Origin of the sequence: Exiguobacterium sp. ERU653 (assembly GCF_018617775.1) — a bacterium.
Lineage (GTDB): Bacteria > Bacillota > Bacilli > Exiguobacteriales > Exiguobacteriaceae > Exiguobacterium > Exiguobacterium marinum.
On sequence record NZ_JACSKV010000001.1, the window covers coordinates 448,161 to 471,770 of the forward strand.

A 23,610-nucleotide genomic window follows, 5' to 3' on the forward strand; every position below is an offset into this window, starting at 1 on the left:
AGCCATCCCACCGCCCGGAACCGAGCGGTGGGCTTGTGCTTATTCATGGAGGGAACTATGACAAAAGACAAAAGACGGTTTGACCGTCAAGGGTCGGCGCAGCGACGTCGGCGACAGGAGATGGAACGAGCACGCATCTTAGAATTATTCAAATCATTAGAAGAACGTTTAGACGTTCAATTTTCAGATCGCGACTTACTCATGCAGGCGTTCACCCATTCTTCTTATGTGAATGAACAACGAGGGTTACGGAAAGATAATGAACGTTTAGAATTTTTAGGGGATGCTGTTCTAGAGTTAACTGTATCTCGCTTCTTATATGAGACTTATCCGGAGCGCTCCGAGGGGGAATTAACGAAATTACGAGCGGCGATCGTTTGCGAACCGTCACTCGTGAATTTTGCGGAAGCCTATGCTTTTTCTGACTTCACCTTGCTTGGAAAAGGTGAAGAGTTGACCGGTGGGCGAAAACGTCCGGCACTACTTGCCGATGTATTCGAATCCTATATCGGTGCTCTTTATTTGGACCAAGGAATTGAGGCAGTCGAACGATTCCTCGCCGAAGCGGTTTTTCCGAAAGTCTTAGCGGGTGTATTTGAAGAACAGACTGATTTTAAAAGTCAGTTGCAGGAAAGTGTGCAACGCGAAGGGCTCGGTCCTGTATCGTATGAGATTATCGAAGAGCGTGGTCCGGCGCATAGCCGTGAATTCGTGGCGCATGCCCGTCTCAGTGACGATATTGTCGGTGAAGGGATTGGACGCTCTAAAAAAGAAGCCGAGCAATTGGCGGCGAAAGAAGCGCTCATCGCCTTTAACAGGCGTTACGCAGATTTATAAACGAAAGGAGTGGACCCGATTAGGTCCACTCCTTTTTCATGTCAATTGACCGAGCTCTTCGACAATCCCGTCAACTTCCGATATAGAAAGGGAAGAACGTGTCATTACGTACTCGTAAATCTCTTTCACCGCTGATGGGTCGGCTGCATTATATTCTTCCGCTTTGATCGCACCGCGGTTAATAATATTCATCTTATCCAAAATAGCTTCAATCATCTGTTCATTCGTCATCTGTATTCCCCTTTCTACAGTTCTTTTAAGAATAGCATGATTCGGGCATTTTGACGAACTGTTAACTGTGGTAAAATATACAGATGAATGCTTACTGCGGATAGGATGGTCACGATGCACTTAAAACGAATCGAACTCGCTGGCTTTAAATCATTTGCCAAGCGAATTGAATTAGATTTCCGTCCCGGCGTCACGGCTGTAGTTGGGCCGAACGGGAGCGGGAAATCAAATATATCGGACGCTGTTCGCTGGGTACTCGGAGAACAGTCGGCCAAATCACTTCGTGGTGCCAAGATGGAAGATGTCATCTTTGCCGGAAGTGAGGGTGAGAATCACCGTAACGTCGCCGAGGTCACGCTCGTCCTTGATAATCGCGACGAACAGTTACGTTTGCCTTATGAAGAAGTGAGTGTGACCCGTCGCGTGACCCGAAGTGGGGACAGCGACTATTTTGTGAATAAAAAACCTTGTCGATTAAAAGACGTGATTGATTTGTTTCTCGATACAGGTCTTTCCCGGGATGCGTTCGCCATCATCGGGCAAGGTCGGGTCGAACAAGTCATTTCCGGGAAACCAGAAGACCGCCGAGCCGTCATCGAAGAGGCAGCGGGAGTCCTCAAATATCGTCAGCGTAAAAAACAGGCTGAGCGTAAATTACAGGACACCGAGTTAAATTTGTCCCGAGTCGATGATATTTTATTTGAATTGGCTGATCGTGTCGAACCGCTACGTGAACAGGCAGCACTTGCAAGAGAGTATAAAGTCGCGAAAGCAAGACACGATGAACTTGAAACAGGCATTATGGGTGCCGAAATTCAGTTGCTTCAACGTGAGATTGAACAAGTGACGGTCCGTCATGCAGAATCTGTTCAACAGTTATCCGATTGCGACCATTCGGTTCGTGACCTTACTGAAGAACGAAGTCAACTCGAGGCTGCACTTTCGACGCTTCGTGACGAGTTGACCGAATTGAATCAAACAGAGCGTGAACATTCGACATACGTCGAACGATTGACAGGTGACATCAAGCTCGCCAAAGCACAAGAAGAGCACGGCGCCGAGATGAAAGACCGTCTCCTTCGTCAACGTGAAGAAGTGAGCGCCGAGATGGTAGAACTTGAGACGCGGCTACAAGTCGTTCGTGACGACTTGTCTCAAAAAGTAGCCACGTTGCGCCAGACGACTGAGTCGAGAAATGCGCTTCAACAACAATTGACAGCAGCCTCGCGTGATTTCAATTCCGAAATCGAAGCGGTACAAAGCGAAGCGTTCGAACTCGCGACAACGCGAGCGACGATCAGTAACCAACAAAAACGGGAGCAACGGGATATCGATGTCGCCGTCGAGTCGAAGGAACGTCTTCTACGGGAGAATAAACACCGTCTTGATGAACGTTCCTCACAAGAAGCGACACTCAATGAGGCGCGAGAGCAATATGAACAAGTACAAAGTCGCTTCGAACACTTGAGTGAAAAAGAGACGGAACTTCGCGAAGAAGAGACGACGATCCGTGAAAAATTAACGCGAGCAGAGACATCGTACTATGACCTCGAACGCCGTCGTCAAAAGACAGAAGACCGAATTGAAATGCTCGAACGGATGAAGCAATCGTATGAAGGCTATTTCCATGCGGTCAAATTCGTCTTGAAAGAGCGCTCCCTGGGAGTACTTGGTGCTGTCGCTGAATTGATTCGTGTTCGTCCTTCGTATGAAGCCGCGATTGAAACGGCTCTTGGGCAGACACAACAACATGTCGTTGTTCGGGATGAAACGGTGGGACGACGGGAAATCGACAAATTACGAAAAGCAAACGCGGGTCGTGCGACATTCTTACCGATGACGACCATCAAACCAAGATTCGTACCGAGTGAAGTGTTGCATCGACTCGAATCGATGCGTGGATTTATTGGCGTGGCATCGGAGCTCGTCGAGACGGATGAATCGTTCGAAACGCTGAAAAAATCACTTCTTGGTGCGGTACTTGTTGCCGAGACGCTTGAAGTCGCGAACCAAATCGCACAATCGACAGGATACCGTTTCCGTGTCGTCACGTTAGAAGGGGACATCGTCAACGTCGGCGGTTCGATGACGGGTGGTAGTCGTAAGCAAGGGGTGGCCCTGTTCACGCAATCGCGTGAATTAGATGACTTGAAACAAGGTTTGACACAAGGTCTTGCTATGCTTCACGAGCAAAAACAACGTCTTGAAGAGTATACAGACGCGTTGACAAAGATCACGCAAGCGTTATCAACACTCCGAAACGAGAAACGTACCGTCGAAGTGACGTTTCGAGAGGTCGAGGCAGCTTATCGTACGGCCGAGCGTGCCTCGCTCGATGCGAAGTCACAACTTGAATTATTCGACCATGAAATGATGCGCTATGAGCAAACGATTGAGACGTCGACCGCTGAACTAGAACGATTGACGATAGAATTAGCCAATACGGACCGCGAGCAGGCAGAAATTCGTGTCCGTCTCGAGTCACTCCGTGCTGAACAAGCGAAAAGCGCTGAGAGCACGGGCAAATTCGAAACGTTGCTTCGTCAAAACGAACTCGATTTGCAACGGCATACCCTTGAAGAAGAGCGAGTTCGGCATGAAATGGATCGCTTGACGACTGAACGGAATCGTTTGAAGGACCGTTTGAGTCAGTTAGAGCGTGAGCTCGCGCGACTCGACAGTGGAGAAGTCGTCTCATCGGCACAGCTTGAAGAGACGCTCGCAGCTGCGGAGACAGAGTTCATAGCAATCCAAGGACGACTTCACGAGTTGACGACAACACTCAAGTCGAATGAAGAGGCGTACCGCATCATGCGTCAGCGAGTCGACCAGGCGACGGAAGCGCAACGTCAAGCAGACACGATTGTTCGGAAGTTTGAAACGGCCAAACAAGAGTTCGAATTAAAACGACAATGGAAGCTCGATGCGTTAGAAGAGAACGGACTCGTCGCCGAGCTACTACCAGAACTCGAGATCCCGCTCGAAGATGCGAAAGAGGAATTCAAGCTGCTCGTTCGTCAAATTGAGGAGATCGGACCTGTCAATTTGAATGCAATCGAAGAGTTCGATAGTGTTCATGAACGTTTCACATTCTTATCTGAGCAACGAGACGACCTCGTCAGCGCAAAAGGGGATTTATATGACATTATCGCCGAAATGGACCGTGAAGTGACTCGTCTCTTCAAGGAGACGTATACGAGCGTTCGTGCTCACTTCAAACAGACGTTCACTGAACTGTTCGGTGGAGGTGAAGCGGATTTGAAATTAATAGATGAGTCGGATCTACTGAATACGGGAATCGATATTGTGGCCAAACCACCTGGCAAAAAGTTACAGACGCTCAGTCTATTGTCCGGAGGGGAACGTGCGTTGACGGCCATCGCTTTGTTGTTTGCGATTTTGAAGACGCGTCCGGTACCGTTTTGTGTCCTCGATGAAGTCGAGGCGGCTCTTGACGAGGCGAACGTACATCGATTTGGAGAATACATTCGTACGCTGTCGATTGACACGCAATTCGTCATCATCACGCACCGAAAAGGTACGATGGAAGCTGCAGATACGCTATACGGCGTCACGATGCAACAGAATGGGGTGTCCGAGGTGCTCTCGGTTGAACTGTCTGAAGCAAAACGTGTCGTCGAAATGGATGAAGAGATGGAGGAATCACGTTGAGTTTTTTTAAAAAGTTAAAAGATAAATTAACGACATCTACCCAAGAGGTGTCACAGAAGTTTACAGATGGATTGACGAAGACACGTGACGGATTTGCGAGTGCCGTCAATGACCTCGTCTATCGTTTCCGTGAGGTGGATGAGGATTTCTTCGATGAACTCGAAGATTTGCTCATCCAAGCGGACGTCGGTGTCACGACGACGATGGACCTCGTCGAAGACTTGAAGGAAGAAGTGAAACGACGCAATTTGAAAGACCCGGTCCTTGTCCGTGACGCACTCGTCGAGGTCGTAGCGAATCGGCTTCAAGAAGATGAATCGGATCGTGAACTCAATATGCAGGATGGACTCACTGTCATTTTGTTTGTCGGCGTCAACGGCGTCGGAAAGACGACGACGATTGGGAAACTGGCGCACCAATTGAAGTCAGAAGGTCGCTCCGTCATGCTCGCGGCAGGTGATACGTTCCGTGCCGGTGCTATAGAGCAACTTGAAGTGTGGGGAGAACGTGTCGGGGTGCCGGTCATTCGTCAAACGGAAGGATCGGACCCAGCGGCAGTCGTATACGATGCCGTTCAGTCTGCGAAGTCACGTAACATGGATGTACTCATCTGTGATACGGCAGGACGTCTCCAAAATAAGGTCAATTTAATGAAAGAGCTCGAGAAAGTGAAACGTGTCATCGAACGAGAAATTCCGAACGGACCACACGAAGTCTTGCTCGCACTCGATGCAACGACGGGACAAAACGCCATGATTCAAGCGAAAGCGTTCAAAGAGGCAACGAACGTAAGTGGGATCGTCTTGACTAAACTCGATGGGACGGCAAAGGGCGGAATTGTCCTTGCAATCCGTAATGAACTCGACATTCCGGTTAAATATGTCGGTCTCGGAGAGAAGATGGATGATTTACAGGTGTTCAATCCGGAACAGTTCGTCCTTGGATTGTTCGGTGATGTTTTTGAAGACAAGACACAGGGTGACTCGACTGAAAAAGACGACACAAACAAAGACCTCGCCTAAGTTTTACTGTTAAGAAAAAAACTTGACAAGTACTTGGGACGGCTGTACTATTGGTAGTTGTAAAGGGATTTCACTTAACATGTGGAGGTGAAAGGTTTGACGCTCGAAAAAACGAATCGCATGAACTATCTCATCGATTTTTATCAAGCGCTCCTCACACCGAAACAGCGCAACTATATGTCTCTTTATTACCTAGATGACTACTCGCTCGGAGAGATTGCGGAAGAGTTTGAAGTCAGCCGTCAAGCGGTCTACGATAACATAAAGCGTACAGAAACGATGCTTGAACAGTACGAGGAAAAGCTTGCTCTATTCGAAAAATTCGAACAGCGTCAGCAACTTCTTCAGACCCTCAAACGTCAAGTCGAGCTCACGGATGACGTGAATGCCACGATTTCTGCGCTTGAGAATTTAGAGTAGGGGGCTGGAGCATGGCATTTGAAGGATTATCAGAACGGTTGCAATCGACACTTTCAAAAATGCGCGGTAAAGGGAAAATCTCGGAGGCAGACGTCAAAGAGATGATGCGTGAGGTTCGCCTCGCACTACTAGAAGCCGACGTCAATTTTAAAGTGGTCAAACAATTCGTCAATGACGTGAAAGAGCGCGCGGTTGGTCAGGATGTCATGAAATCATTGACGCCAGGTCAGCAAGTCGTCAAAATCGTTCACGAAGAGTTGACGAATTTGATGGGAAGCGATGTCGTCCCGATTTCATTTAGTCAGAAACCTCCGACAGTCGTCATGATGGTCGGTCTGCAAGGGGCGGGTAAGACGACGACGACCGGCAAGCTAGCGAACTTGATTCGTAAAAAGCATAACCGTAGTCCACTTCTCGTTGCGGCGGATATATATCGTCCAGCGGCAATCAAGCAACTCGAGACACTCGGGAAGCAACTCGATTTACCGGTCTTCTCACTTGGCGATCAAGTAAAACCGGAAGAGATTGTGACGAAAGCACTCGAGTACGCAAAAACAAATCATCACGATTTCGTGTTGATCGATACGGCTGGTCGCCTTCATATCGATGAGACGCTCATGGGTGAGCTCGAAAATGTGAAGACGATTGCCAAACCAAATGAAATCTTCCTCGTCGTCGATTCGATGACGGGTCAAGATGCGGTCAACGTGGCCGACAGTTTCAATGAGAAACTCGGAATCACCGGGGTCGTGCTGACAAAGCTCGACGGAGATACACGAGGCGGGGCAGCCCTTTCGATTAAGGCAGTCACGGGAGCGCCGATTAAGTTCGTCGGTCTCGGAGAAAAGTTGGATGCCCTCGAACCATTCCATCCAGAGCGCATGGCGTCAAGGATTCTTGGAATGGGGGACGTGCTCTCGCTCATTGAAAAAGCCGAGACACAAATGGACCAAGACGCAGCGAAGGAGCTAGAAAGCAAAATTCGTGACGCGTCATTCACGTTCGATGATTTCATTGAACAGTTGGCTCAAGTGAAAAACATGGGACCAATTGATGAATTACTTTCGATGTTACCTGGTGCAGGTAAGATGAAAGGGTTGAAGAACGTCCAAATCGACGAGAAACAACTCGATCACGTCGAGGCGATCATTCGATCGATGACAAAACATGAGCGCACCAATCCGGAAGTGCTCAATGCGAGTCGTCGAAAGCGGATCGCAAAAGGGAGCGGTCGCTCGATTCAAGAAGTGAACCGTCTCATCAAACAGTTCGATGACATGAAGAAGATGATGAAACAAATGTCAGGACAAATGAAAGGGAAGAAAAAAGGCCTCGGTCTTCCATTCTTCTAACAAAAACTTTTGTCAGTCGAACGAAAAAGCTGTATACTATAAAAGTTGTCAATTCTTAAACACATGATGGAGGTATATTACCATGGCAGTTAAAATTCGTCTTAAGCGCATGGGCGCAAAAAAATCACCTTTCTACCGTATCGTTGTAGCAGACTCACGTTCACCACGTGACGGTCGCTTCATCGAGCAAGTTGGTCACTACAACCCGGTTGCAAAACCAGAAGCAGAAGTTCGCATCAACGAAGAACTCGCGCTCAAATGGTTGGCAGACGGCGCGAAGCCATCTGACACAGTACGTAACTTGTTCTCTAAAGCAGGGATCATGGAGAAATTCCACAACGCGAAAAACGCGAAGTAATGATGTGGCCGACCTTTTCTGAGGTCGGCCTATTTTGTTGAGGAGGGAAATGAGATGGATTGGTTATATGTTGGAAAAATCGCCAATACGCATGGACTTAAAGGCGAAGTGAAGATTTTGGCGGCAACAGACTTTCCGGAAGAACGTTTTAAAAAAGGAAACACGCTGTTTCTTGATGTGGACGGAACGAAACAAGAAATGACAATCACGACATATCGTCCGCATAAGCAGTTTCATCTTGTCACGTTCAAAGGACTTGAGAATATCAACCTCGTAGAAAAATATAAAGGATTGAAGCTATATGTTCATGCCGAACACGTCCACGAGTTAGATGAACATGAATTCTATTATCATGAAATCATTGGTTGTGAGGCCATCGTGGACGGGATTGTCATCGGTGTCGTCGATGACATCTTTGAAACGAACGGTGCGAACGATGTGTGGGTGATCAAGCGCCCAGGTAAGTCGGATGCTCTCATCCCCTATATCGAATCGGTCGTTAAAGAAATCGACTTGGAAACGAAGCGAGTTGTCATCACACCGATTCCTGGAATGATTGACGATGAAGATTGATGTGTTGACGTTGTTCCCGGACATGTTTCAGGCGCTCGATCATTCCATCGTTGGCCGGGCGAAAGCGCTCGGGCAGGTGGACATGACCTTTGTCAACTTTCGGGACTTTTCAACGAACAAGCATCATAAAGTCGATGATTATCCGTATGGCGGCGGGGCGGGCATGTTACTCACGCCACAACCAATCTTTGATGCGTTTGACTCTCTCGAGGCACGAAAGCCTCGAATCATCCTCACGACCCCAACTGGAAAACCGTTTAATCAACAGATGGCAGAGGAATGGGCAAAGGAAGAACATCTGATCTTTTTATGCGGGCATTATGAAGGGTTTGATCAGCGTATCCATGATGAACTGGCGACCGATGAGGTGTCGATTGGGGACTTTGTTCTGACTGGTGGAGAGCTTGCGACGATGGTGATGATCGATGCGACCGTGCGACTACTTCCGGACGTCCTCGGCGATCAGGCGAGCCATGAAGATGATTCTTTCTCGACCGGACTTCTTGAGTATCCGCACTATACACGACCGGCTGAATTTCGTGGGTTGAAAGTACCGGACGTCCTCCTATCGGGGAACCATGCCCGAATCGAGGAATGGCGGCGGGAACAATCGCTTGAGCGGACCTATCGAAAACGGCCGGATTTGCTCGAACATGCCGAGTTGACGGAACATGATAAAAAGTTTCTGCAATCGTTGCGCGATTGAGAAATATATGCTATGTTTGAGCATGTGGGTTAAACCCACCGATTACCGATGTTCCGCTGTTGGATGCTTGGGCATATGAAGATATGAACATTGAAGAAAAAGGAGATATGATTCATGAACACACAAAAACTGTTCCGTGAAATCACAGAAGAACAATTCAAATCGGACGTACCTGCTTTCCGTCCTGGTGACACAGTACGTGTCCACGTTAAAGTTGTAGAGGGAACGCGCGAGCGTATCCAGATCTTCGAAGGCGTAGTCATTAAGCGTAAAGGTGGCGGCATCAGCGAAACATTCACAGTCCGTAAGATTTCTTACGGTGTAGGTGTTGAGCGTGCATTCCCGCTTCACTCACCACGCGTTGCGCAAATCGAAGTTGTACGCTACGGTAAAGTTCGCCGTGCGAAACTTTACTACCTCCGTAACCTTCGCGGTAAAGCAGCACGTATTAAAGAAATCCGTCGTTAAGATGGGAATTGAGCTTGTCGCTTGCGACAAGCTTATTTTTTTCTAGTACAATAAGTTCAAATGGATAGAGGAGTGAGTGAAGTTGAAAGAAGTGTTTAGTTGGCTAAAAGCCATCGTCGTCGCTCTTGTCATCGCGTTCGTTATCCGGACGTTCATCTTCGTTCCTGTCATCGTTGAAGGAGAGTCGATGATGCCGACGCTCCACAATGCGGATCGAATGATCGTCAGTAAAATTTCGAACTATGTTGGAGAGCTAGACCGAGGCGATATCGTCGTATTCCATGCGACAGAATCAAAAGATTATATTAAACGTGTCATCGCTATTCCAGGCGACACGCTCGAATATCGAGATGACGTGCTCTATATTAATGATGAAGCGGTTGAAGAGCCGTATTTAGATGAGTTCCGTGCACAGATGAACGGGTTTCCGCTGACGGAGAACTTTACACTTGAACAAGTGACGGGTGAGTCGGTCGTTCCTGAGGATTCGTATTTCGTCATGGGAGACAATCGTCAAAACTCGAAAGACAGCCGTGAGATTGGGTTTGTGTCGAAAGAGGAGATTGTCGGCAAGACAAACTTCATCTTCTGGCCGCTCGATGATGTTGGCACGATAGAAGATTAAGGTGGTGCTTTTTTGGCAATTCAATGGTTTCCTGGCCACATGGCCAAAGCAAGAAGACAAGTTACTGAAAAGTTAAAACTGATTGATGTCGTCATCGAGCTCGTAGATGCGCGTGTGCCGCAATCGAGCCGTAACCCGATGGTCGATGAGATTACGGCGGGCAAACCCCGTCTTATCGTCTTGAACAAGTCAGACATGGCGGATCCCGTCGTCACCGACGCTTGGCTCCGCGCCTTGAAGCGCGATGACGTCGAGGTCGTCGCCGTCGATGCAAAGCATAGTAAAGGCTTGAAACAACTCATCACGGGTGCTCAAAAGTTGATGAAAGAAAAACATGACCGCATGCGTGAAAAGGGGCGTAACCCTGGACCGATTCGTGCACTCATCATCGGTATCCCAAACGTCGGGAAGTCAACACTCATCAACCGTCTCGCAGGACGAAACATCGCCATCACGGGCGACCGTCCGGGTGTGACGAAGCGTCAACAGTGGATCAAGATGAAAGGCGGCGAGATGGAACTCTTGGACACGCCAGGTATTCTCTGGCCGAAATTTGAGGACCAACAAGTTGGTTATCGCTTGGCCGCAACAGGCGCCATCAAAGATGAGATTCTCAACTTGGACGACATCGCCCTGTACACCGTCCGAGAATTGCAGGCGCGTTACCCGGAGCAATTAAAGGAACGATTCAAAATCGAGACGTTACCTGATGATGCGGTGGAACTTCTCGAGATGATTGGGAAGAAACGCGGTTTACTCAGTGGTGGATACGTCGATTTTGAAAAAACGAGCGAACTACTTTTGAATGAACTTCGACATGAAAAAATCGGACGGGTCTCCCTCGAGACACCGGCCGACCATGAAATGATTTGAAGCTCTGTGAAAACAGGGCTTTTTTGAGTAGGAGGAGAAAGATTGTGACGATTCAACAGATTAAACAACAGCTTCAAGATATCCGATATGAAGAGTGGATACAAATGAAGTCAACATTATCACAAGACCCACGGGTGGGTGTGCAGACGTTGATTCGGCAGAAGGAGCTGCAATTTGAACGGGAGCGGATGTTACGGTCCGATTTCGAACGACGCTTGACATATGAGCGCGAGTTAACACGTGCAGGATATGAACGGATTGTCGGCGTGGATGAGGTCGGTCGCGGTCCACTCGCAGGACCAGTCGTGGCGGCTGCCGTTTTATTACCTGAAGGATTTTACGTCGCGGGGTTGAATGATTCTAAAAAAATGACGAAAACGGCACGAGATGCGGCTTACAATCAAATCATGGAAGTTGCAGAAGTCGGTGTCGGAATCGTCGAGTCGGGGACAATTGATGATATCAACATATATGAAGCGACAAAACTTGCAATGATGGAGGCCATCCGTCAAGTCGGAGACGCCGATGCCTTATTGATTGACGCGATGAAGCTTGACCTCGATATTCCACAACAATCTCTAATCAAAGGGGACTCGCTCAGTGTCTCGATTGCCGCGGCAAGTGTCGTCGCCAAAGTCGTTCGGGACCGGATGATGGAAGAATACGACCTTACATATCCTGGCTACGGATTTGACAAGAACGCAGGATACGGGACCGAGGCACATATAGAAGGGTTGAGGCGCCTCGGGGTGACGCCAATTCATCGTCGTACGTTTGCCCCTATCAAGCATATGTGAAAGGAGTGATCGCGTTGCGTATCGATCACCAAGGAGTATTACCGTTCAAAGTGACCGAACAGACATCGCGACCGCTTTTGCTAGGCAATACAGTGGTCGGAAAGGTGTTGCAATTGTTACCCGGCAACGAGGCGGTTATGCAACTACCGCAAGGCATGTTCCGAGTCGGAGTCAATGCGAACGTCAAGGAGAATGTGACGTATAAGATGGTCGTCACGGACGTCGAACCAAAGCTTGTCTTGAAAGTGGTTACCCAAGCGACAGAGTCACTCATGACTGCTAAGTCCCCGCTACAAGTGCTAGGGGAGCAACTGGCGCGATTCATGCGGGAGCCGATGCAGACGCCGGAATCCCTCAAAAACGCGGGAAAAACAATGCTAGAGAGCGGATCCGGCAATGATGTGAAGACACTCGTCGGAGAACTGTTCAAAGCGAAAGGCGAGCCAAAGTTTGAGCAGTTCGTGAGAGCACAGGAGGCGTTCAACGCAGCCCAACATCCACCATTCGTCGCTCAAGCATTTCACATACCGCAATTAGGTACGTTTGAAAACGTCCAATTTCGGTTAGAGGCACCGAAGCGGGATGTAATTGACTCTGATCATGCAAGGATCGTGTTGTTTCTTGAGACGCCAAAGTTTGGCGAAACGGGAATCGATGTGTTGATTCAAAAGCGATACGTGTCTGTTCGAGTGTTCAATGAGCGACACGATTTAAGTCAATATGTTAGCGCATATGAACCGCTCTTGAAAGAGAGCTTGAATCGCGTTTCGTTCGAACTATCTTCTTTTTCGTATGAAGTGAAACGAGAACATGTTCCTGCTACGTTCGCGCCGCTTGGAAAGGTGGACCTCCAAGTATGAAAGACCAGAAGAAAGCGATGGCGCTCTCCTATGAGCAGTCGATGGATGCGCCACATGTCGTCGCCAAAGGAACGGGAATTGTAGCCGAACGCATGCTTGAGATTGCACTCGAAAACGGAATACCTGTTCATGAAGACCCAGCACTGCTTTCCTTACTCTCTGCTTTGAATATCGAAGATCAGATTCCGGAGGACGTCTATCAAGTCATTGCCGAACTTTTTGTGTTTCTTTATCAGATGGAACAGGATAAAATTTGATTTGTCTAGGGATATATGTGAAAAAAAGATGAAAACTTAAAGCAAGAACGATAGACAGCGCTTTCAGTTTTTCGTTACAATAGACGTGCCGATATTAAAGGGGACTAAGGGGGAAAACATATGAATATCCATGAGTATCAGGCAAAAGAATTGCTAAAAGAGTTTGGGGTAGCCGTTCCGACGGGTTATCCAGCCTTTACGGTTGAAGAAGCTGTAGCAGCAGCTGCGAAGCTTGATGGTGAAGTGAAAGTTGTAAAAGCACAAATTCACGCAGGTGGCCGCGGTAAAGCTGGCGGCGTCAAACTTGCGAAGACAGATGAGGAAGTGAAGCAATACGCTTCAGAGATTCTCGGGAAAACGCTCGTGACACACCAAACTGGTCCGGAAGGAAAAGTTGTCCAGCGTCTCTATATCGAAGAAGGTTCTGCGATTGACCAAGAATTTTACTTAGGACTCGTGCTTGACCGTTCGATCGGCCGAATTGTCATCATGGGTTCATCTGAAGGTGGTATGGACATCGAAGAAGTCGCTGAACATACACCGGAGAAGATTCATAAAGAGATCGTCGACCCAGTCGTGGGCTTACGTCCATTCCAAGCTCGTCGTCTCGCATTCAAGATGGAAGTCCCGACGAAACTCGTCAACAAGTTCAGTGACATGGTCATGAAGTTGTACAAAGTGTACGTCGAGACAGATTGCACGATTGCAGAAATTAACCCGCTCGTTACGACGAAAGACGGCAACGTCATCGCGCTCGATGCAAAATTGAACTTCGATAGCAACGCACTCTATCGTCACTCGGAGATCCTTTCGCTCCGTGACACGACAGAAGAAGACCCGCGTGAAGTGGAAGCGTCTAAACATGACCTCAGCTATATCGCACTTGACGGGAACATCGGCTGTCTCGTCAACGGTGCCGGCCTTGCGATGGCAACGATGGATATCATCAAACATTACGGCGCCGAACCCGCTAACTTCCTCGATGTAGGCGGCGGCGCGACGAAAGAAAAGGTAACAGAAGCATTCAAATTGATTTTGTCAGACGACCAGGTCAAAGGAATCTTCGTTAACATTTTTGGTGGAATCATGAAGTGTGACATCATCGCAGAGGGGATTGTCGCAGCGACGAAAGAAATCGGACTCGACTTGCCACTCGTCGTTCGCTTAGAAGGAACGAACGTTGATGCCGGGAAACGCATTCTCGATGAATCTGGACTTGCGATCACGACAGCCAACTCGATGGCTGATGGTGCGGAAAAAATCGCAGCACTTGTTCGATAAGGGGGAAACGACATGAGTATTTGGGCGAATAAAGATACGAAAGTAATCATTCAAGGGATTACAGGGAAACAAGGTCTGTTCCACGGCGAACAGATGCTTGCATATAACACGAAATTAGTCGGTGGTGTCACACCTGGTAAAGGTGGCACGACGGTGCTCGACAACGTGCCAGTCTTCAACACGGTGTCTGAAGCGGTAGAAGCGACAGGTGCCAATGCATCCATCATCTATGTTCCACCAGCTTTCGCAGCGGACTCGATTATGGAAGCTGCGGACAGCGGCATCGAATTGATCATCTGTATCACAGAGGGAATCCCTGTTGTAGATATGATTCAAGTGAAACGCTATCTCGAGGACAAACCGGCGCGCTTGATTGGACCGAACTGTCCTGGAATCATCACACCAGGAGAAGCAAAACTTGGCATCATGCCTGGCTATATTCATACGAAAGGGCATGTCGGAATCGTCTCACGTTCTGGGACGCTCACGTATGAGGCGGTACATCAGTTGACGACTGCGGGAATCGGTCAATCAACGGCTGTTGGAATCGGGGGAGACCCAGTCAACGGAACGAACTTCATTGATACGCTCAAAGCGTTCAACGAAGATGAAGACACGAAAGCTGTCATTATGATCGGGGAGATCGGTGGAACAGCTGAAGAAGAGGCTGCTGAATGGGTGAAAGCGAACATGACGAAACCAGTCATCGGGTTCATCGGTGGCCAAACGGCACCTGAAGGCAAGCGCATGGGACATGCCGGCGCGATTATCTCAGGCGGCAAAGGGACGGCTGCAGAGAAAATTAAGACATTGAACGCAAATGGGATCGAAGTAGCTGAAACGCCAGCTGTCATCGGTGAAACATTGATTCGTGTCTTGAAAAATGAAGGTTTATACGAAGCGTGTGTCACGGGTCAACCGACGACATAAGAGTCTTGAGGGATGCTTGCATCCCTCATTTTTTTAAAGGAGAGTTTGTGATGAATCAAACAATAGCTCGGTTTGCCGCTGCACGAATTCCGGTTGAATTTGTGCATCATTATTTGAACGGGACGCTAGAAGCACATCGCACTCAAATCTCTACACACGTTTGGAAGCGGGCTGAACGGGCGTTGCACGCGTCTGAGTCGTATACTCAGTTCGTCACGTGGGAAGATAAGCTGTTTCCAAAACGGTTACTCGACATCCCCAACCCACCATATTGCTTGTTTTACGATGGAGATTTAGAGGTACTACAAGAAAGAACGACTGCGATGGTCGGAAGTCGTGAGTTGAATCGAATCAGTCAATCGCTCGTGAATCATTATCACTCTTTAATAGAAGAAACTGTTTCGGTTTCAGGCGGAGCGCTTGGCATTGATGGCCTTGTCCACGAGCTTGCCTTAAATAAAAATCGTCCGACCGTGGCGGTGCTCGGAGCGGGGTTAAAAAACCTCTATCCAGCAGCGAACCGGAACATGCTTCTACGACTTCCTCTGAATGGAATTTTGTTGAGTGAGTACACGCCCGACACCCCGATTCAAAAATTTCAATTTTTGGAAAGAAATCGATTGGTGAGTGGTCTCGGTGATACACTCGTCGTCTTACAAGCAAGGAGAAAGAGCGGAACCATGAATACGGTCGGACACGCCTTAGAGCAAGGAAAGACGGTATTCGCGGTACCAGGTTCACCACTCGATCCACTTGCTGAAGGACCGAATCGATTGATTGAAGAAGGTGCGATTCCATTGACGAATTCTGATCAAATTATTCAAGATCTTAAGATTGTACGTTGACAAACCGGTGAGAACATGAATATTATGGTAGGGATTTAAATGACCTCTAAAAGGGGAGCAGATGTATGGCAAAATATTTGGTGATCGTCGAATCACCTGCGAAAGCAAAAACTATTAAACGTTATTTAGGTCCGAATTATATGGTCAAAGCTTCGATGGGACACGTCATCGATTTACCGAAAAGTCAACTCGGTGTAGACGTGGAACACGACTTTGAACCGAAGTATATTACCATCCGTGGTAAAGGGCCGGTATTGAAAGAATTGAAGACGGCGGCTAAAAAAGCCACGAAAATCTTTCTCGCGGCCGACCCCGATAGAGAAGGGGAAGCGATTGCCTGGCATTTGGCTCGCGCGCTCGGTGTCGATGAGACGACTGAATGTCGCGTCGTCTTTAACGAGATCACAAAAGATGCGATTAAAGAATCGTTTAAACACCCACGTAAAATTAATCATGACCTCGTCGATGCGCAGCAAGCCCGGCGTATTCTAGACCGTCTCGTCGGTTATGGGATGAGTCCTTTATTATGGAAGAAAGTAAAAAAAGGACTATCTGCTGGACGAGTCCAATCGGTTGCTGTAAAGATGATCATCGACCGTGAACGCGAAATCAATGCGTTCGACCCGGAAGAGTATTGGACAATCAAGCTTGATTTGAATCATGATGGGGAAATGTTCGAGACTTCATTTTACGGAAAAGATGGGAAGAAGATGGAATTGAAGTCGGAAGAGGACGCTCAATCAGTTCTTGATACCATCGATGACACGTTTAAAGTCATTGACGTAACGAAGAAAGAACGAAAGCGAAACGCTTCGCTACCGTTTACGACGAGTTCGTTGCAACAGGATGCGGCGCGTAAATTGAATTTCCGTGCGAAGAAAACAATGATGCTCGCCCAACAATTATATGAAGGAATCGATCTTGGTAAGAAAGAGGGCACGGTCGGTCTGATCACGTACATGCGTACAGATTCGACACGGATCTCTGATTTGGCGAAGACAGAGGCAAAAGAATACATTGAATCGACATTCGGCGAGGAATATGTAGCTCTGCAGAAACAAAAGGAAAAGAAAGCAGCAAACGCACAAGATGCCCACGAAGCCATTCGTCCGACTTCAGCGCTACGTGACCCAGCTTCCTTGAAGCCTTATCTGTCACGCGACCAGTTGAGACTATATAAATTGATTTGGGAGCGTTTAATTGCAAGCCAAATGGCACCAGCAGTATTAGACACAGTTAAAATCGATGTCGAGTCGAACGGCATGATTTTCCGTGCCAATGGATCGACCGTTAAATTCCCAGGTTTCATGAAAGTGTATATTGAATCGAAAGATGATGATATCGTGGATACGAATCAAGAGAAGGAAGGACTACTACCTCCTCTTGAAGTGGAGGATACGGTTAGTTTCGAAACGATCGAACCGAAGCAACACTTCACGCAACCACCACCACGTTATACAGAGGCGCGCCTCGTTCGGGCGATGGAAGAACTCGGTATCGGTCGACCGTCGACTTATGCACCGACACTCGACACGATTCAACGACGAGGTTACGTCGTTTTAGAAGAGAAGAAGTTTGTTCCGACTGAACTTGGAGAACTCGTGATTGAAATGATTGATGAGTATTTCAATGACTTTATTACTGTTCAGTTCACGGCCGATATGGAGACACTCCTTGACTCAATCGAGCATAAGGAAGTCGAGTGGACCGAGGTCGTCGCACCGATTTATCGATCATTCGAGAAGCGCTTGAAGCGTGCCGAAGAAGAAATTGAAAAAATCGAAGTGAAAGATGAGCCTGCGGGAATCGACTGTGAAGTCTGTGGTTCGCCGATGGTCATCAAAATGGGACGATACGGTAAATTTATGGCTTGTTCGAATTTCCCGAACTGCACTAACACGAAACCGGTACAAGTCGAAATCGGGGTTCCTTGTCCAAATTGTAAGGATGGGCAAATCGTGGAACGACGCAGTAAAAAAGGTCGTCTTTTCTATGGGTGCTCGAATTATCCGGAATGTGAGTTCGTTTCATGGGACAAACCGGTTGCGAAACCGTGTCCAGTGTGCGACAGCTTGATGGTCGAGAAGAAAATTAAAGACGGTCTGAAATATCAATGTACGAACTGTACCCATACCGAGGTACATCAGCAAGAGGAGGATTAATGTTGCAACAACGTGTAACTGTAATCGGGGCTGGGTTGGCCGGTTCCGAAGCGGCATGGCAACTCGCCAAACGCGGCATTCAAGTCGATTTGTATGAAATGAGACCGGTACGCCAAACACCGGCTCACCACACAGATCAATTCGCAGAGCTCGTTTGTTCGAACTCGCTTCGTGCGAACGGTCTTCAAAACGCGGTCGGTGTCTTGAAAGAAGAGATGCGGACGCTTGATTCGCTCATCTTGAAAGCGGCAGACACGGCAAGCGTGCCAGCTGGTGGCGCCCTCGCTGTCGATCGTCATGAGTTTGCCGGATTCATCACCGAGAAACTAAAAAATCATGAGAACGTCACAGTGCATACTGAAGAGTTAAAAGAAATTCCAGAAGGCATTGTCATTGTAGCGACAGGCCCATTGACGTCTCCTGATCTTTCTGCGTCACTCAAAGCGTTTACAGGTGAAGATTATCTCTACTTCTATGATGCGGCTGCCCCAATTTTAGATGGCGATACAATCGATCGCGAAAAAGTATATTTGAAGTCGCGTTACGACAAAGGTGAAGCTGCTTACTTGAACTGTCCGATGACAGAAGAAGAGTTTGATGTGTTTTATGAAGAACTGGTCAAAGCGGAAGTCGTCCCGCTCAAAGAGTTCGAAAAAGAAATTTACTTCGAAGGATGTATGCCGTTTGAAGTCATGGCGGAGCGTGGGAAGAAGACACTTCTATTCGGACCGATGAAGCCGGTCGGATTAGAAGATCCGAAGACGGGCAAACGTCCGTATGCGGTCGTGCAACTTCGCCAAGACAACTCAGCAGGGACGCTTTATAATTTAGTTGGCTTCCAGACGCATCTGAAGTGGGGCGAACAAAAGCGAATCATTCGACTGATCCCTGGGCTTGAAAATGCAGATATCGTCCGTTACGGTGTCATGCACCGAAATACATTCATCAATTCACCGAGCCTGCTCAAGCCGACGTATCAGGCACGCACGCGTGATACACTCTTCTTTGCCGGTCAGATGACGGGTGTTGAAGGATACGTAGAATCAGCGGCATCTGGACTTTTAGCTGGAATTAATGCAGCGAGGATGATTGCGGGTGAAGAACTTGTCGTTTTACCAAGAGAGACGATGCTTGGTTCGATGGCGCATTATATCACCACAGCTGACGGGAAACACTTCCAACCGATGAATGCGAATTTCGGATTAGTCCCTTCACTCGAAGACACTCCAAAGAAAATGAAAAAGCAAGAACGGTACGAACGTTATGCCAATCGAGCTTTAGATACGATTCAACAATTTAAAGACCTTTGAAAAAGAGAGCCAATTTTTGGCTCTTTTGTTTTGAAGTAAAATTTCAATTGTGTATTTTGTTTCATACTTTGAAAATTTTCAGATTATTGAACGACTATCTATTGTCACCGTACATTCTGTATGCTATGCTAATTTCGATTTGACGAGAACATGCGTTTTTACGTGTCATCGAGGAGGCGATAAAATGGGATTCTTAGAGGATCGACAATCATTTTTACGCTATTGCCAAATTGAACGTCGACTGTCTCCTCATACGAAACGCTCTTACGAGCAAACGCTCGAACAGTACGCCGCATATTGCCAATCAGCGCATCAAGACCCTTATGATGCACAGACGGCGCGGCGTTATTTATATGTCCTTTACGAGAAACAGTTGGCCGCGTCCACGGTGTCCCAAAAAGTGTCTTGCCTCAAGCAATTCGGGAAGTATATGGCAAGGGAGTATGGGGGAGAACCGCTGTTTCACGATCTCACTTCACCGAAAAAAAGACAGTCATTACCGACCTTCGCTGTCCCGACTGAAGTCGAGCTACTGCTAGAGGCTGCGTTAAAGCAGGACGATCCGTTTTTAAAAGCGAGAGACGTAGCCATTCTCGAAGTTTTATATGGGACGGGGATTCGTGTTGCTGAGCTTTGTGGGATGAACCTCTCGTCCTTTGATGAAGTATTGTCATTCGTACACGTGTTAGGAAAAGGGAAAAAAGAACGGTATGTCCCGGTCGGACAATATGCTGTAGAAGCGTTACGACATTACATCGAAATACGCGTAGAAGTCGTTCCTCCTTCGGAAAATGCATTATTTTTGAGTCAAAGAGGGAATCGAATGACAACAGACCAAATTCGGTATGTTATGAAGCGTTTGAGAAAAGAGAGTGGGGTACATAAGCCGCTCACCCCGCATTCGTTGCGTCATAGTTTCGCAACGGACTTGTTAGAGCGTGGAGCGGACTTGCGCGCTGTGCAAGAGTTGCTCGGACATGAGTCACTGTCAACGACCGGGCGCTATACCCACGTATCGACTGAACGACTACGTTCGATTTATCAAGCGACACATCCAAGAAAGTAGGAGGTTACGATATGTTTCATGCAACGACGATTTTTGCAGTTCGACACAATGGCCAATGTGCGATGAGTGGAGATGGCCAAGTTACGTTTGGGAATGCCGTCATCATGAAAACCAAGGCGAAGAAAGTGAGACGCCTGTACGGCGGGAAAGTCGTTGCCGGTTTTGCAGGTAGCGTAGCCGATGCTTTCACATTGTTTGAGAAGTTTGAATCGAAACTTGAAATGTATAACGGTAACTTGCCGCGTGCCGCGGTCGAACTTGCGAAAGAATGGCGCGGAGATAAAATGTTACGTCAGCTTGAAGCGTTATTGATTGTCATGGACGCCGAACATCTATTATTAGTCTCTGGGAATGGAGAAGTCATCGAGCCGGATGATGGGATCCTCGCGATCGGGTCAGGCGGAAATTATGCGCTCGCGGCAGGTCGCGCGCTCGTCCGTCATTCTCCTGACAAATCCGCAGAAGAAATTGCGCGAGCCGCTCTTGAAATTGCTGGTGAGCTTTGTGTGTATACAAATGATCAAGTCATTGTAGAAACGATCGGAGGCGCTGCTGAATGAATCGAGAGTTGACACCTAGACAAATCGTATCGGAATTAGACCGCTTCGTAATCGGTCAAAAGAATGCCAAACGGGCCGTAGCGATTGCATTACGCAATCGTTATCGCCGTCAAAAGTTAAGTTCAGACCTTCGAGATGAAGTCACCCCTAAAAATATCTTGATGATCGGGCCGACAGGGGTCGGGAAAACTGAGATTGCCCGCCGTTTAGCTAAACTAGTCGGAGCACCGTTCGTCAAAGTAGAAGCGACAAAATTTACAGAAGTCGGCTACGTCGGCCGGGATGTCGAATCGATGGTGCGTGACCTTGTGGAGGCATCTGTACGTCTCGTCAAAGAAGAGAAGAAAGAAGATGTAAAAGAACCTGCTGAACGTGCGGCGACTGAACGATTGTTAGATGCCCTTCAAGGGAAAGCGAAAGCTGCACCGAGCTCATCAAACCCGTTTGAAGCATTGTTCGGCGGTCAGACACAACAACCTGAGTCATCGAATGACACGACTAAAACAGACCGGGCCCAACTCCGTCGTCTGCTCGAGCTCGGTGAACTTGAAGATCGGGTCATTGAAGTCGAACTTGAAGAAAAACAGACTGTCGACTTGTTCCAAGGGCAAGGAATGGAAGGCTTGTCTAATCTACAGGATATGCTTGGACAAATCGTTCCGAAGAAGCGGAAGCAACGTAAGCTGACAGTTCGCGAGGCACGCCCCCTTGTCGTAGCAGAAGAAGCAGAAAACCTTCTTGATTTGAACGAAGTCCACGATGAAGCGGTACAGCGAAGCGAGCAAATGGGGATCATCTTCGTTGATGAAATCGATAAAATCGCAACAAAGTCACAAGATCACGCCGGTGTTTCTCGAGAAGGTGTACAGCGAGATATTCTTCCGATCGTCGAAGGATCTACGGTCGTCACGAAGTACGGACCGGTCAAAACGGACCATGTGCTCTTCATCGCAGCCGGTGCTTTCCATATGGCGAAGCCATCTGACTTGATTCCAGAATTACAAGGTCGTTTCCCGATTCGCGTCGAATTGAACAGTTTGACAGAGGAAGACTTCGTCAAAATTTTGACTGAGCCATCACAAGCGCTGATTAAACAATATACAGCATTGTTAGAATCTGAAGAAATCACGGTCGAGTTTACACATGAAGCGATTGAAGAAATAGCAAAAATTGCGACACATGTCAACCGCGAGACCGATGATATCGGAGCACGCCGTCTATATACAATCATGGAGCGTGTCTTGGAAGATTTATCATTTGAAGCTGCGGATATGCCACAAACGAGCGTGGAAATCACACCAGCTTACGTACAAGAAAAAGTAGGCTCAATCGCAGATGATCGAGACTTGAGTCAATATATTTTATAAGATTCTGTATGCACATACAGGGAGGAAATAGACATTATGAATTTACTAGACAAAACTCGCCAATTAAACACGATGCTTCAACAAGAAGCAAGTGCGCACGTTGATTTTAAAGAGATGGCGGACAAAATGCGTGAAGTACTTGAATCAAACACGTTTATCGTGAGCCGTCGTGGACGTTTACTCGGCTTTGCAATCAAACAACAAATTGAAAATGAACGCATGAAGGCATTCTTGGTGGACCGACAGTTCCCAGAACCTTATGCCTCAAACTTGTTCAATGTCAAGGAAACGACAGCGAACATCGATATCGACAGCGAATATACGGCATTCCCTGTCGAGAACCATGATCTCTTCCTAAACTCGATGACGACGATTGTTCCGATCATCGGCGGTGGTGAGCGTCTAGGTACACTCGTCTTAGGGCGCTTGGCGAATGAATTCACAGAAGACGACCTCGTCCTCGCTGAATACTCAGCGACAGTAGTTGGAATGGAAATCCTTCGGGAAAAAGCTGCGGAAGCAGAGACATCAGCCCGTAAGAAGGCTGTCGTTCAAATGGCGATCAATTCATTATCGTATTCAGAACTTGAAGCAATCGAGCATATCTTTGAGGAGCTCGGTGGTAACGAAGGACTGCTAGTTGCTTCCAAAATTGCCGACCGAGTGGGAATCACACGCTCAGTAATCGTAAACGCACTTCGAAAATTGGAAAGTGCGGGGGTTATTGAGTCACGTTCTTTAGGAATGAAAGGAACGTATATTAAAATATTAAATGACAACTTCTTGTTTGAATTACAAAAACTAAAATCAAACTAGAACGCAACTTTTGATGTATAATTAACATTGAAAACCCTTAAAAAGGGACTTTATTCCTAAAAAACCGCTTTCTCTTGGCAGAGGGCGGTTTTTTTTAGTGCAAAAGTAATTTTTTTCAGAATTTGTCGGCAATTCGACAAAAATACATTAAGCCATTTACCTATGTTTTAAAAAATATCTTTCAGAACTGTTACAGATTTGTTTCAATGAAATAGTGGAATT

Annotated in this window: 24 protein-coding genes; 23 read left to right on the forward strand and 1 reads right to left on the reverse strand. The window is 47.6% G+C overall.

What is annotated here, in order from left to right:
• The first annotated feature begins 57 nt into the window (after positions 1 to 57).
• Entirely contained in the window at positions 58 to 837 is a 780-nt protein-coding gene (rnc, locus tag KNO95_RS02330) for a ribonuclease III (protein ID WP_285800405.1), read from the forward strand.
• A gap of 36 nt (positions 838 to 873) precedes the next feature.
• On the opposite strand, the gene KNO95_RS02335 is transcribed toward rnc, so the two are convergent.
• Complete coding sequence (locus KNO95_RS02335; RefSeq protein WP_034771119.1) at positions 874 to 1,068, reverse strand: DUF1128 family protein; 195 nt, start codon at positions 1,066 to 1,068, stop codon at positions 874 to 876.
• Between the two features lie 114 nt (positions 1,069 to 1,182).
• On the opposite strand from KNO95_RS02335, the gene smc reads away from it, so the two are divergent.
• The 22 genes from smc (at position 1,183) to codY (ending at position 23,388) form a co-directional block, all read left to right on the forward strand.
• Positions 1,183 to 4,740, forward strand: coding sequence for a chromosome segregation protein SMC (gene smc / locus KNO95_RS02340; protein WP_214878218.1), 3,558 nt, complete (start codon positions 1,183 to 1,185; stop codon positions 4,738 to 4,740).
• Positions 4,737 to 5,762, forward strand: a complete 1,026-nt coding sequence (ftsY, locus tag KNO95_RS02345; RefSeq protein WP_026826273.1) for a signal recognition particle-docking protein FtsY — start codon at positions 4,737 to 4,739, stop codon at positions 5,760 to 5,762. The genes smc and ftsY overlap by 4 nt, the downstream gene beginning before the upstream one ends.
• A 96-nt stretch (positions 5,763 to 5,858) precedes the next feature.
• The gene (locus KNO95_RS02350) at positions 5,859 to 6,182 is read left to right on the forward strand and encodes a putative DNA-binding protein (protein ID WP_214702252.1); all 324 of its coding nucleotides are present in this window, start codon (positions 5,859 to 5,861) and stop codon (positions 6,180 to 6,182) included.
• A gap of 11 nt (positions 6,183 to 6,193) precedes the next feature.
• Entirely contained in the window at positions 6,194 to 7,534 is a 1,341-nt protein-coding gene (gene ffh, locus KNO95_RS02355; protein WP_214702251.1) for a signal recognition particle protein, read from the forward strand.
• 82 nt (positions 7,535 to 7,616) lie between these two features.
• Complete coding sequence (gene rpsP / locus KNO95_RS02360) at positions 7,617 to 7,892, forward strand: 30S ribosomal protein S16 (RefSeq protein ID WP_015881366.1); 276 nt, start codon at positions 7,617 to 7,619, stop codon at positions 7,890 to 7,892.
• Positions 7,893 to 7,946: 54 nt separating this feature from the next.
• Positions 7,947 to 8,465 carry a ribosome maturation factor RimM gene (rimM, locus tag KNO95_RS02365; RefSeq protein ID WP_214698201.1) on the forward strand — a complete coding sequence of 173 codons (519 nt, stop codon included), beginning with the start codon at positions 7,947 to 7,949 and terminating at the stop codon, positions 8,463 to 8,465.
• Positions 8,455 to 9,171 (forward strand): tRNA (guanosine(37)-N1)-methyltransferase TrmD, encoded by a 717-nt coding sequence (gene trmD, locus KNO95_RS02370; RefSeq protein ID WP_026826269.1) that lies wholly within the window; start codon positions 8,455 to 8,457, stop codon positions 9,169 to 9,171. Before rimM ends, trmD begins: the two co-directional genes overlap by 11 nt.
• A gap of 114 nt (positions 9,172 to 9,285) precedes the next feature.
• On the forward strand, positions 9,286 to 9,639 hold the full coding sequence (gene rplS, locus KNO95_RS02375; protein ID WP_015881369.1) for a 50S ribosomal protein L19: 354 nt from the start codon (positions 9,286 to 9,288) through the stop codon (positions 9,637 to 9,639).
• Between the two features lie 82 nt (positions 9,640 to 9,721).
• Positions 9,722 to 10,264, forward strand: a complete 543-nt coding sequence (gene lepB, locus KNO95_RS02380) for a signal peptidase I (RefSeq protein ID WP_026826268.1) — start codon at positions 9,722 to 9,724, stop codon at positions 10,262 to 10,264.
• Positions 10,265 to 10,276: 12 nt separating this feature from the next.
• A complete protein-coding gene (gene ylqF, locus KNO95_RS02385) occupies positions 10,277 to 11,137 on the forward strand; it encodes a ribosome biogenesis GTPase YlqF (RefSeq protein WP_214698205.1) in 861 nt (286 codons plus the stop codon).
• A gap of 44 nt (positions 11,138 to 11,181) precedes the next feature.
• Positions 11,182 to 11,934 carry a ribonuclease HII gene (locus tag KNO95_RS02390; RefSeq protein ID WP_214698206.1) on the forward strand — a complete coding sequence of 251 codons (753 nt, stop codon included), beginning with the start codon at positions 11,182 to 11,184 and terminating at the stop codon, positions 11,932 to 11,934.
• 5 nt (positions 11,935 to 11,939) lie between these two features.
• The gene (locus KNO95_RS02395; RefSeq protein WP_353047574.1) at positions 11,940 to 12,794 is read left to right on the forward strand and encodes a hypothetical protein; all 855 of its coding nucleotides are present in this window, start codon (positions 11,940 to 11,942) and stop codon (positions 12,792 to 12,794) included.
• Positions 12,791 to 13,051, forward strand: a complete 261-nt coding sequence (locus tag KNO95_RS02400) for an EscU/YscU/HrcU family type III secretion system export apparatus switch protein (protein WP_026826264.1) — start codon at positions 12,791 to 12,793, stop codon at positions 13,049 to 13,051. The genes KNO95_RS02395 and KNO95_RS02400 overlap by 4 nt, the downstream gene beginning before the upstream one ends.
• Positions 13,052 to 13,171: 120 nt before the next feature.
• Positions 13,172 to 14,332, forward strand: coding sequence for an ADP-forming succinate--CoA ligase subunit beta (gene sucC, locus KNO95_RS02405; RefSeq protein WP_026826263.1), 1,161 nt, complete (start codon positions 13,172 to 13,174; stop codon positions 14,330 to 14,332).
• A 12-nt stretch (positions 14,333 to 14,344) separates the two neighbouring features.
• Positions 14,345 to 15,262: a succinate--CoA ligase subunit alpha gene (gene sucD / locus KNO95_RS02410; RefSeq protein WP_026826262.1), complete on the forward strand. Its 918-nt coding sequence runs from the start codon at positions 14,345 to 14,347 to the stop codon at positions 15,260 to 15,262.
• A 50-nt stretch (positions 15,263 to 15,312) separates the two neighbouring features.
• A complete protein-coding gene (dprA, locus tag KNO95_RS02415; protein ID WP_214878221.1) occupies positions 15,313 to 16,107 on the forward strand; it encodes a DNA-processing protein DprA in 795 nt (264 codons plus the stop codon).
• A 65-nt stretch (positions 16,108 to 16,172) separates the two neighbouring features.
• Entirely contained in the window at positions 16,173 to 18,269 is a 2,097-nt protein-coding gene (gene topA / locus KNO95_RS02420) for a type I DNA topoisomerase (RefSeq protein ID WP_026826260.1), read from the forward strand.
• Positions 18,269 to 19,579, forward strand: coding sequence for an FADH(2)-oxidizing methylenetetrahydrofolate--tRNA-(uracil(54)-C(5))-methyltransferase TrmFO (gene trmFO, locus KNO95_RS02425; RefSeq protein ID WP_214878223.1), 1,311 nt, complete (start codon positions 18,269 to 18,271; stop codon positions 19,577 to 19,579). Before topA ends, trmFO begins: the two co-directional genes overlap by 1 nt.
• A gap of 184 nt (positions 19,580 to 19,763) precedes the next feature.
• Entirely contained in the window at positions 19,764 to 20,645 is an 882-nt protein-coding gene (locus KNO95_RS02430) for a tyrosine recombinase XerC (RefSeq protein WP_026826258.1), read from the forward strand.
• 11 nt (positions 20,646 to 20,656) lie between these two features.
• Entirely contained in the window at positions 20,657 to 21,205 is a 549-nt protein-coding gene (gene hslV / locus KNO95_RS02435) for an ATP-dependent protease subunit HslV (protein ID WP_026826257.1), read from the forward strand.
• Positions 21,202 to 22,572 carry an ATP-dependent protease ATPase subunit HslU gene (gene hslU / locus KNO95_RS02440; RefSeq protein ID WP_214702245.1) on the forward strand — a complete coding sequence of 457 codons (1,371 nt, stop codon included), beginning with the start codon at positions 21,202 to 21,204 and terminating at the stop codon, positions 22,570 to 22,572. Before hslV ends, hslU begins: the two co-directional genes overlap by 4 nt.
• A gap of 36 nt (positions 22,573 to 22,608) precedes the next feature.
• On the forward strand, positions 22,609 to 23,388 hold the full coding sequence (codY, locus tag KNO95_RS02445) for a GTP-sensing pleiotropic transcriptional regulator CodY (RefSeq protein WP_026826255.1): 780 nt from the start codon (positions 22,609 to 22,611) through the stop codon (positions 23,386 to 23,388).
• Positions 23,389 to 23,610 lie beyond the last annotated feature (222 nt).

Excerpts from the sequence above, each read along its gene's own strand:
- rnc (WP_285800405.1), top strand. The coding sequence starts at position 58 with ATGACAAAAGACAAAAGACGGTTTGACCGTCAAGGGTCGGCGCAGCGA.
- KNO95_RS02335 (WP_034771119.1), bottom strand. The coding sequence starts at position 1,068 with ATGACGAATGAACAGATGATTGAAGCTATTTTGGATAAGATGAATATT.
- smc (WP_214878218.1), top strand. The coding sequence starts at position 1,183 with ATGCACTTAAAACGAATCGAACTCGCTGGCTTTAAATCATTTGCCAAG.
- ffh (WP_214702251.1), top strand. The coding sequence starts at position 6,194 with ATGGCATTTGAAGGATTATCAGAACGGTTGCAATCGACACTTTCAAAA.
- rpsP (WP_015881366.1), top strand. The coding sequence starts at position 7,617 with ATGGCAGTTAAAATTCGTCTTAAGCGCATGGGCGCAAAAAAATCACCT.
- rimM (WP_214698201.1), top strand. The coding sequence starts at position 7,947 with ATGGATTGGTTATATGTTGGAAAAATCGCCAATACGCATGGACTTAAA.
- trmD (WP_026826269.1), top strand. The coding sequence starts at position 8,455 with ATGAAGATTGATGTGTTGACGTTGTTCCCGGACATGTTTCAGGCGCTC.
- rplS (WP_015881369.1), top strand. The coding sequence starts at position 9,286 with ATGAACACACAAAAACTGTTCCGTGAAATCACAGAAGAACAATTCAAA.
- KNO95_RS02400 (WP_026826264.1), top strand. The coding sequence starts at position 12,791 with ATGAAAGACCAGAAGAAAGCGATGGCGCTCTCCTATGAGCAGTCGATG.
- sucC (WP_026826263.1), top strand. The coding sequence starts at position 13,172 with ATGAATATCCATGAGTATCAGGCAAAAGAATTGCTAAAAGAGTTTGGG.
- sucD (WP_026826262.1), top strand. The coding sequence starts at position 14,345 with ATGAGTATTTGGGCGAATAAAGATACGAAAGTAATCATTCAAGGGATT.
- dprA (WP_214878221.1), top strand. The coding sequence starts at position 15,313 with ATGAATCAAACAATAGCTCGGTTTGCCGCTGCACGAATTCCGGTTGAA.
- topA (WP_026826260.1), top strand. The coding sequence starts at position 16,173 with ATGGCAAAATATTTGGTGATCGTCGAATCACCTGCGAAAGCAAAAACT.
- trmFO (WP_214878223.1), top strand. The coding sequence starts at position 18,269 with ATGTTGCAACAACGTGTAACTGTAATCGGGGCTGGGTTGGCCGGTTCC.
- KNO95_RS02430 (WP_026826258.1), top strand. The coding sequence starts at position 19,764 with ATGGGATTCTTAGAGGATCGACAATCATTTTTACGCTATTGCCAAATT.
- hslV (WP_026826257.1), top strand. The coding sequence starts at position 20,657 with ATGTTTCATGCAACGACGATTTTTGCAGTTCGACACAATGGCCAATGT.
- hslU (WP_214702245.1), top strand. The coding sequence starts at position 21,202 with ATGAATCGAGAGTTGACACCTAGACAAATCGTATCGGAATTAGACCGC.
- codY (WP_026826255.1), top strand. The coding sequence starts at position 22,609 with ATGAATTTACTAGACAAAACTCGCCAATTAAACACGATGCTTCAACAA.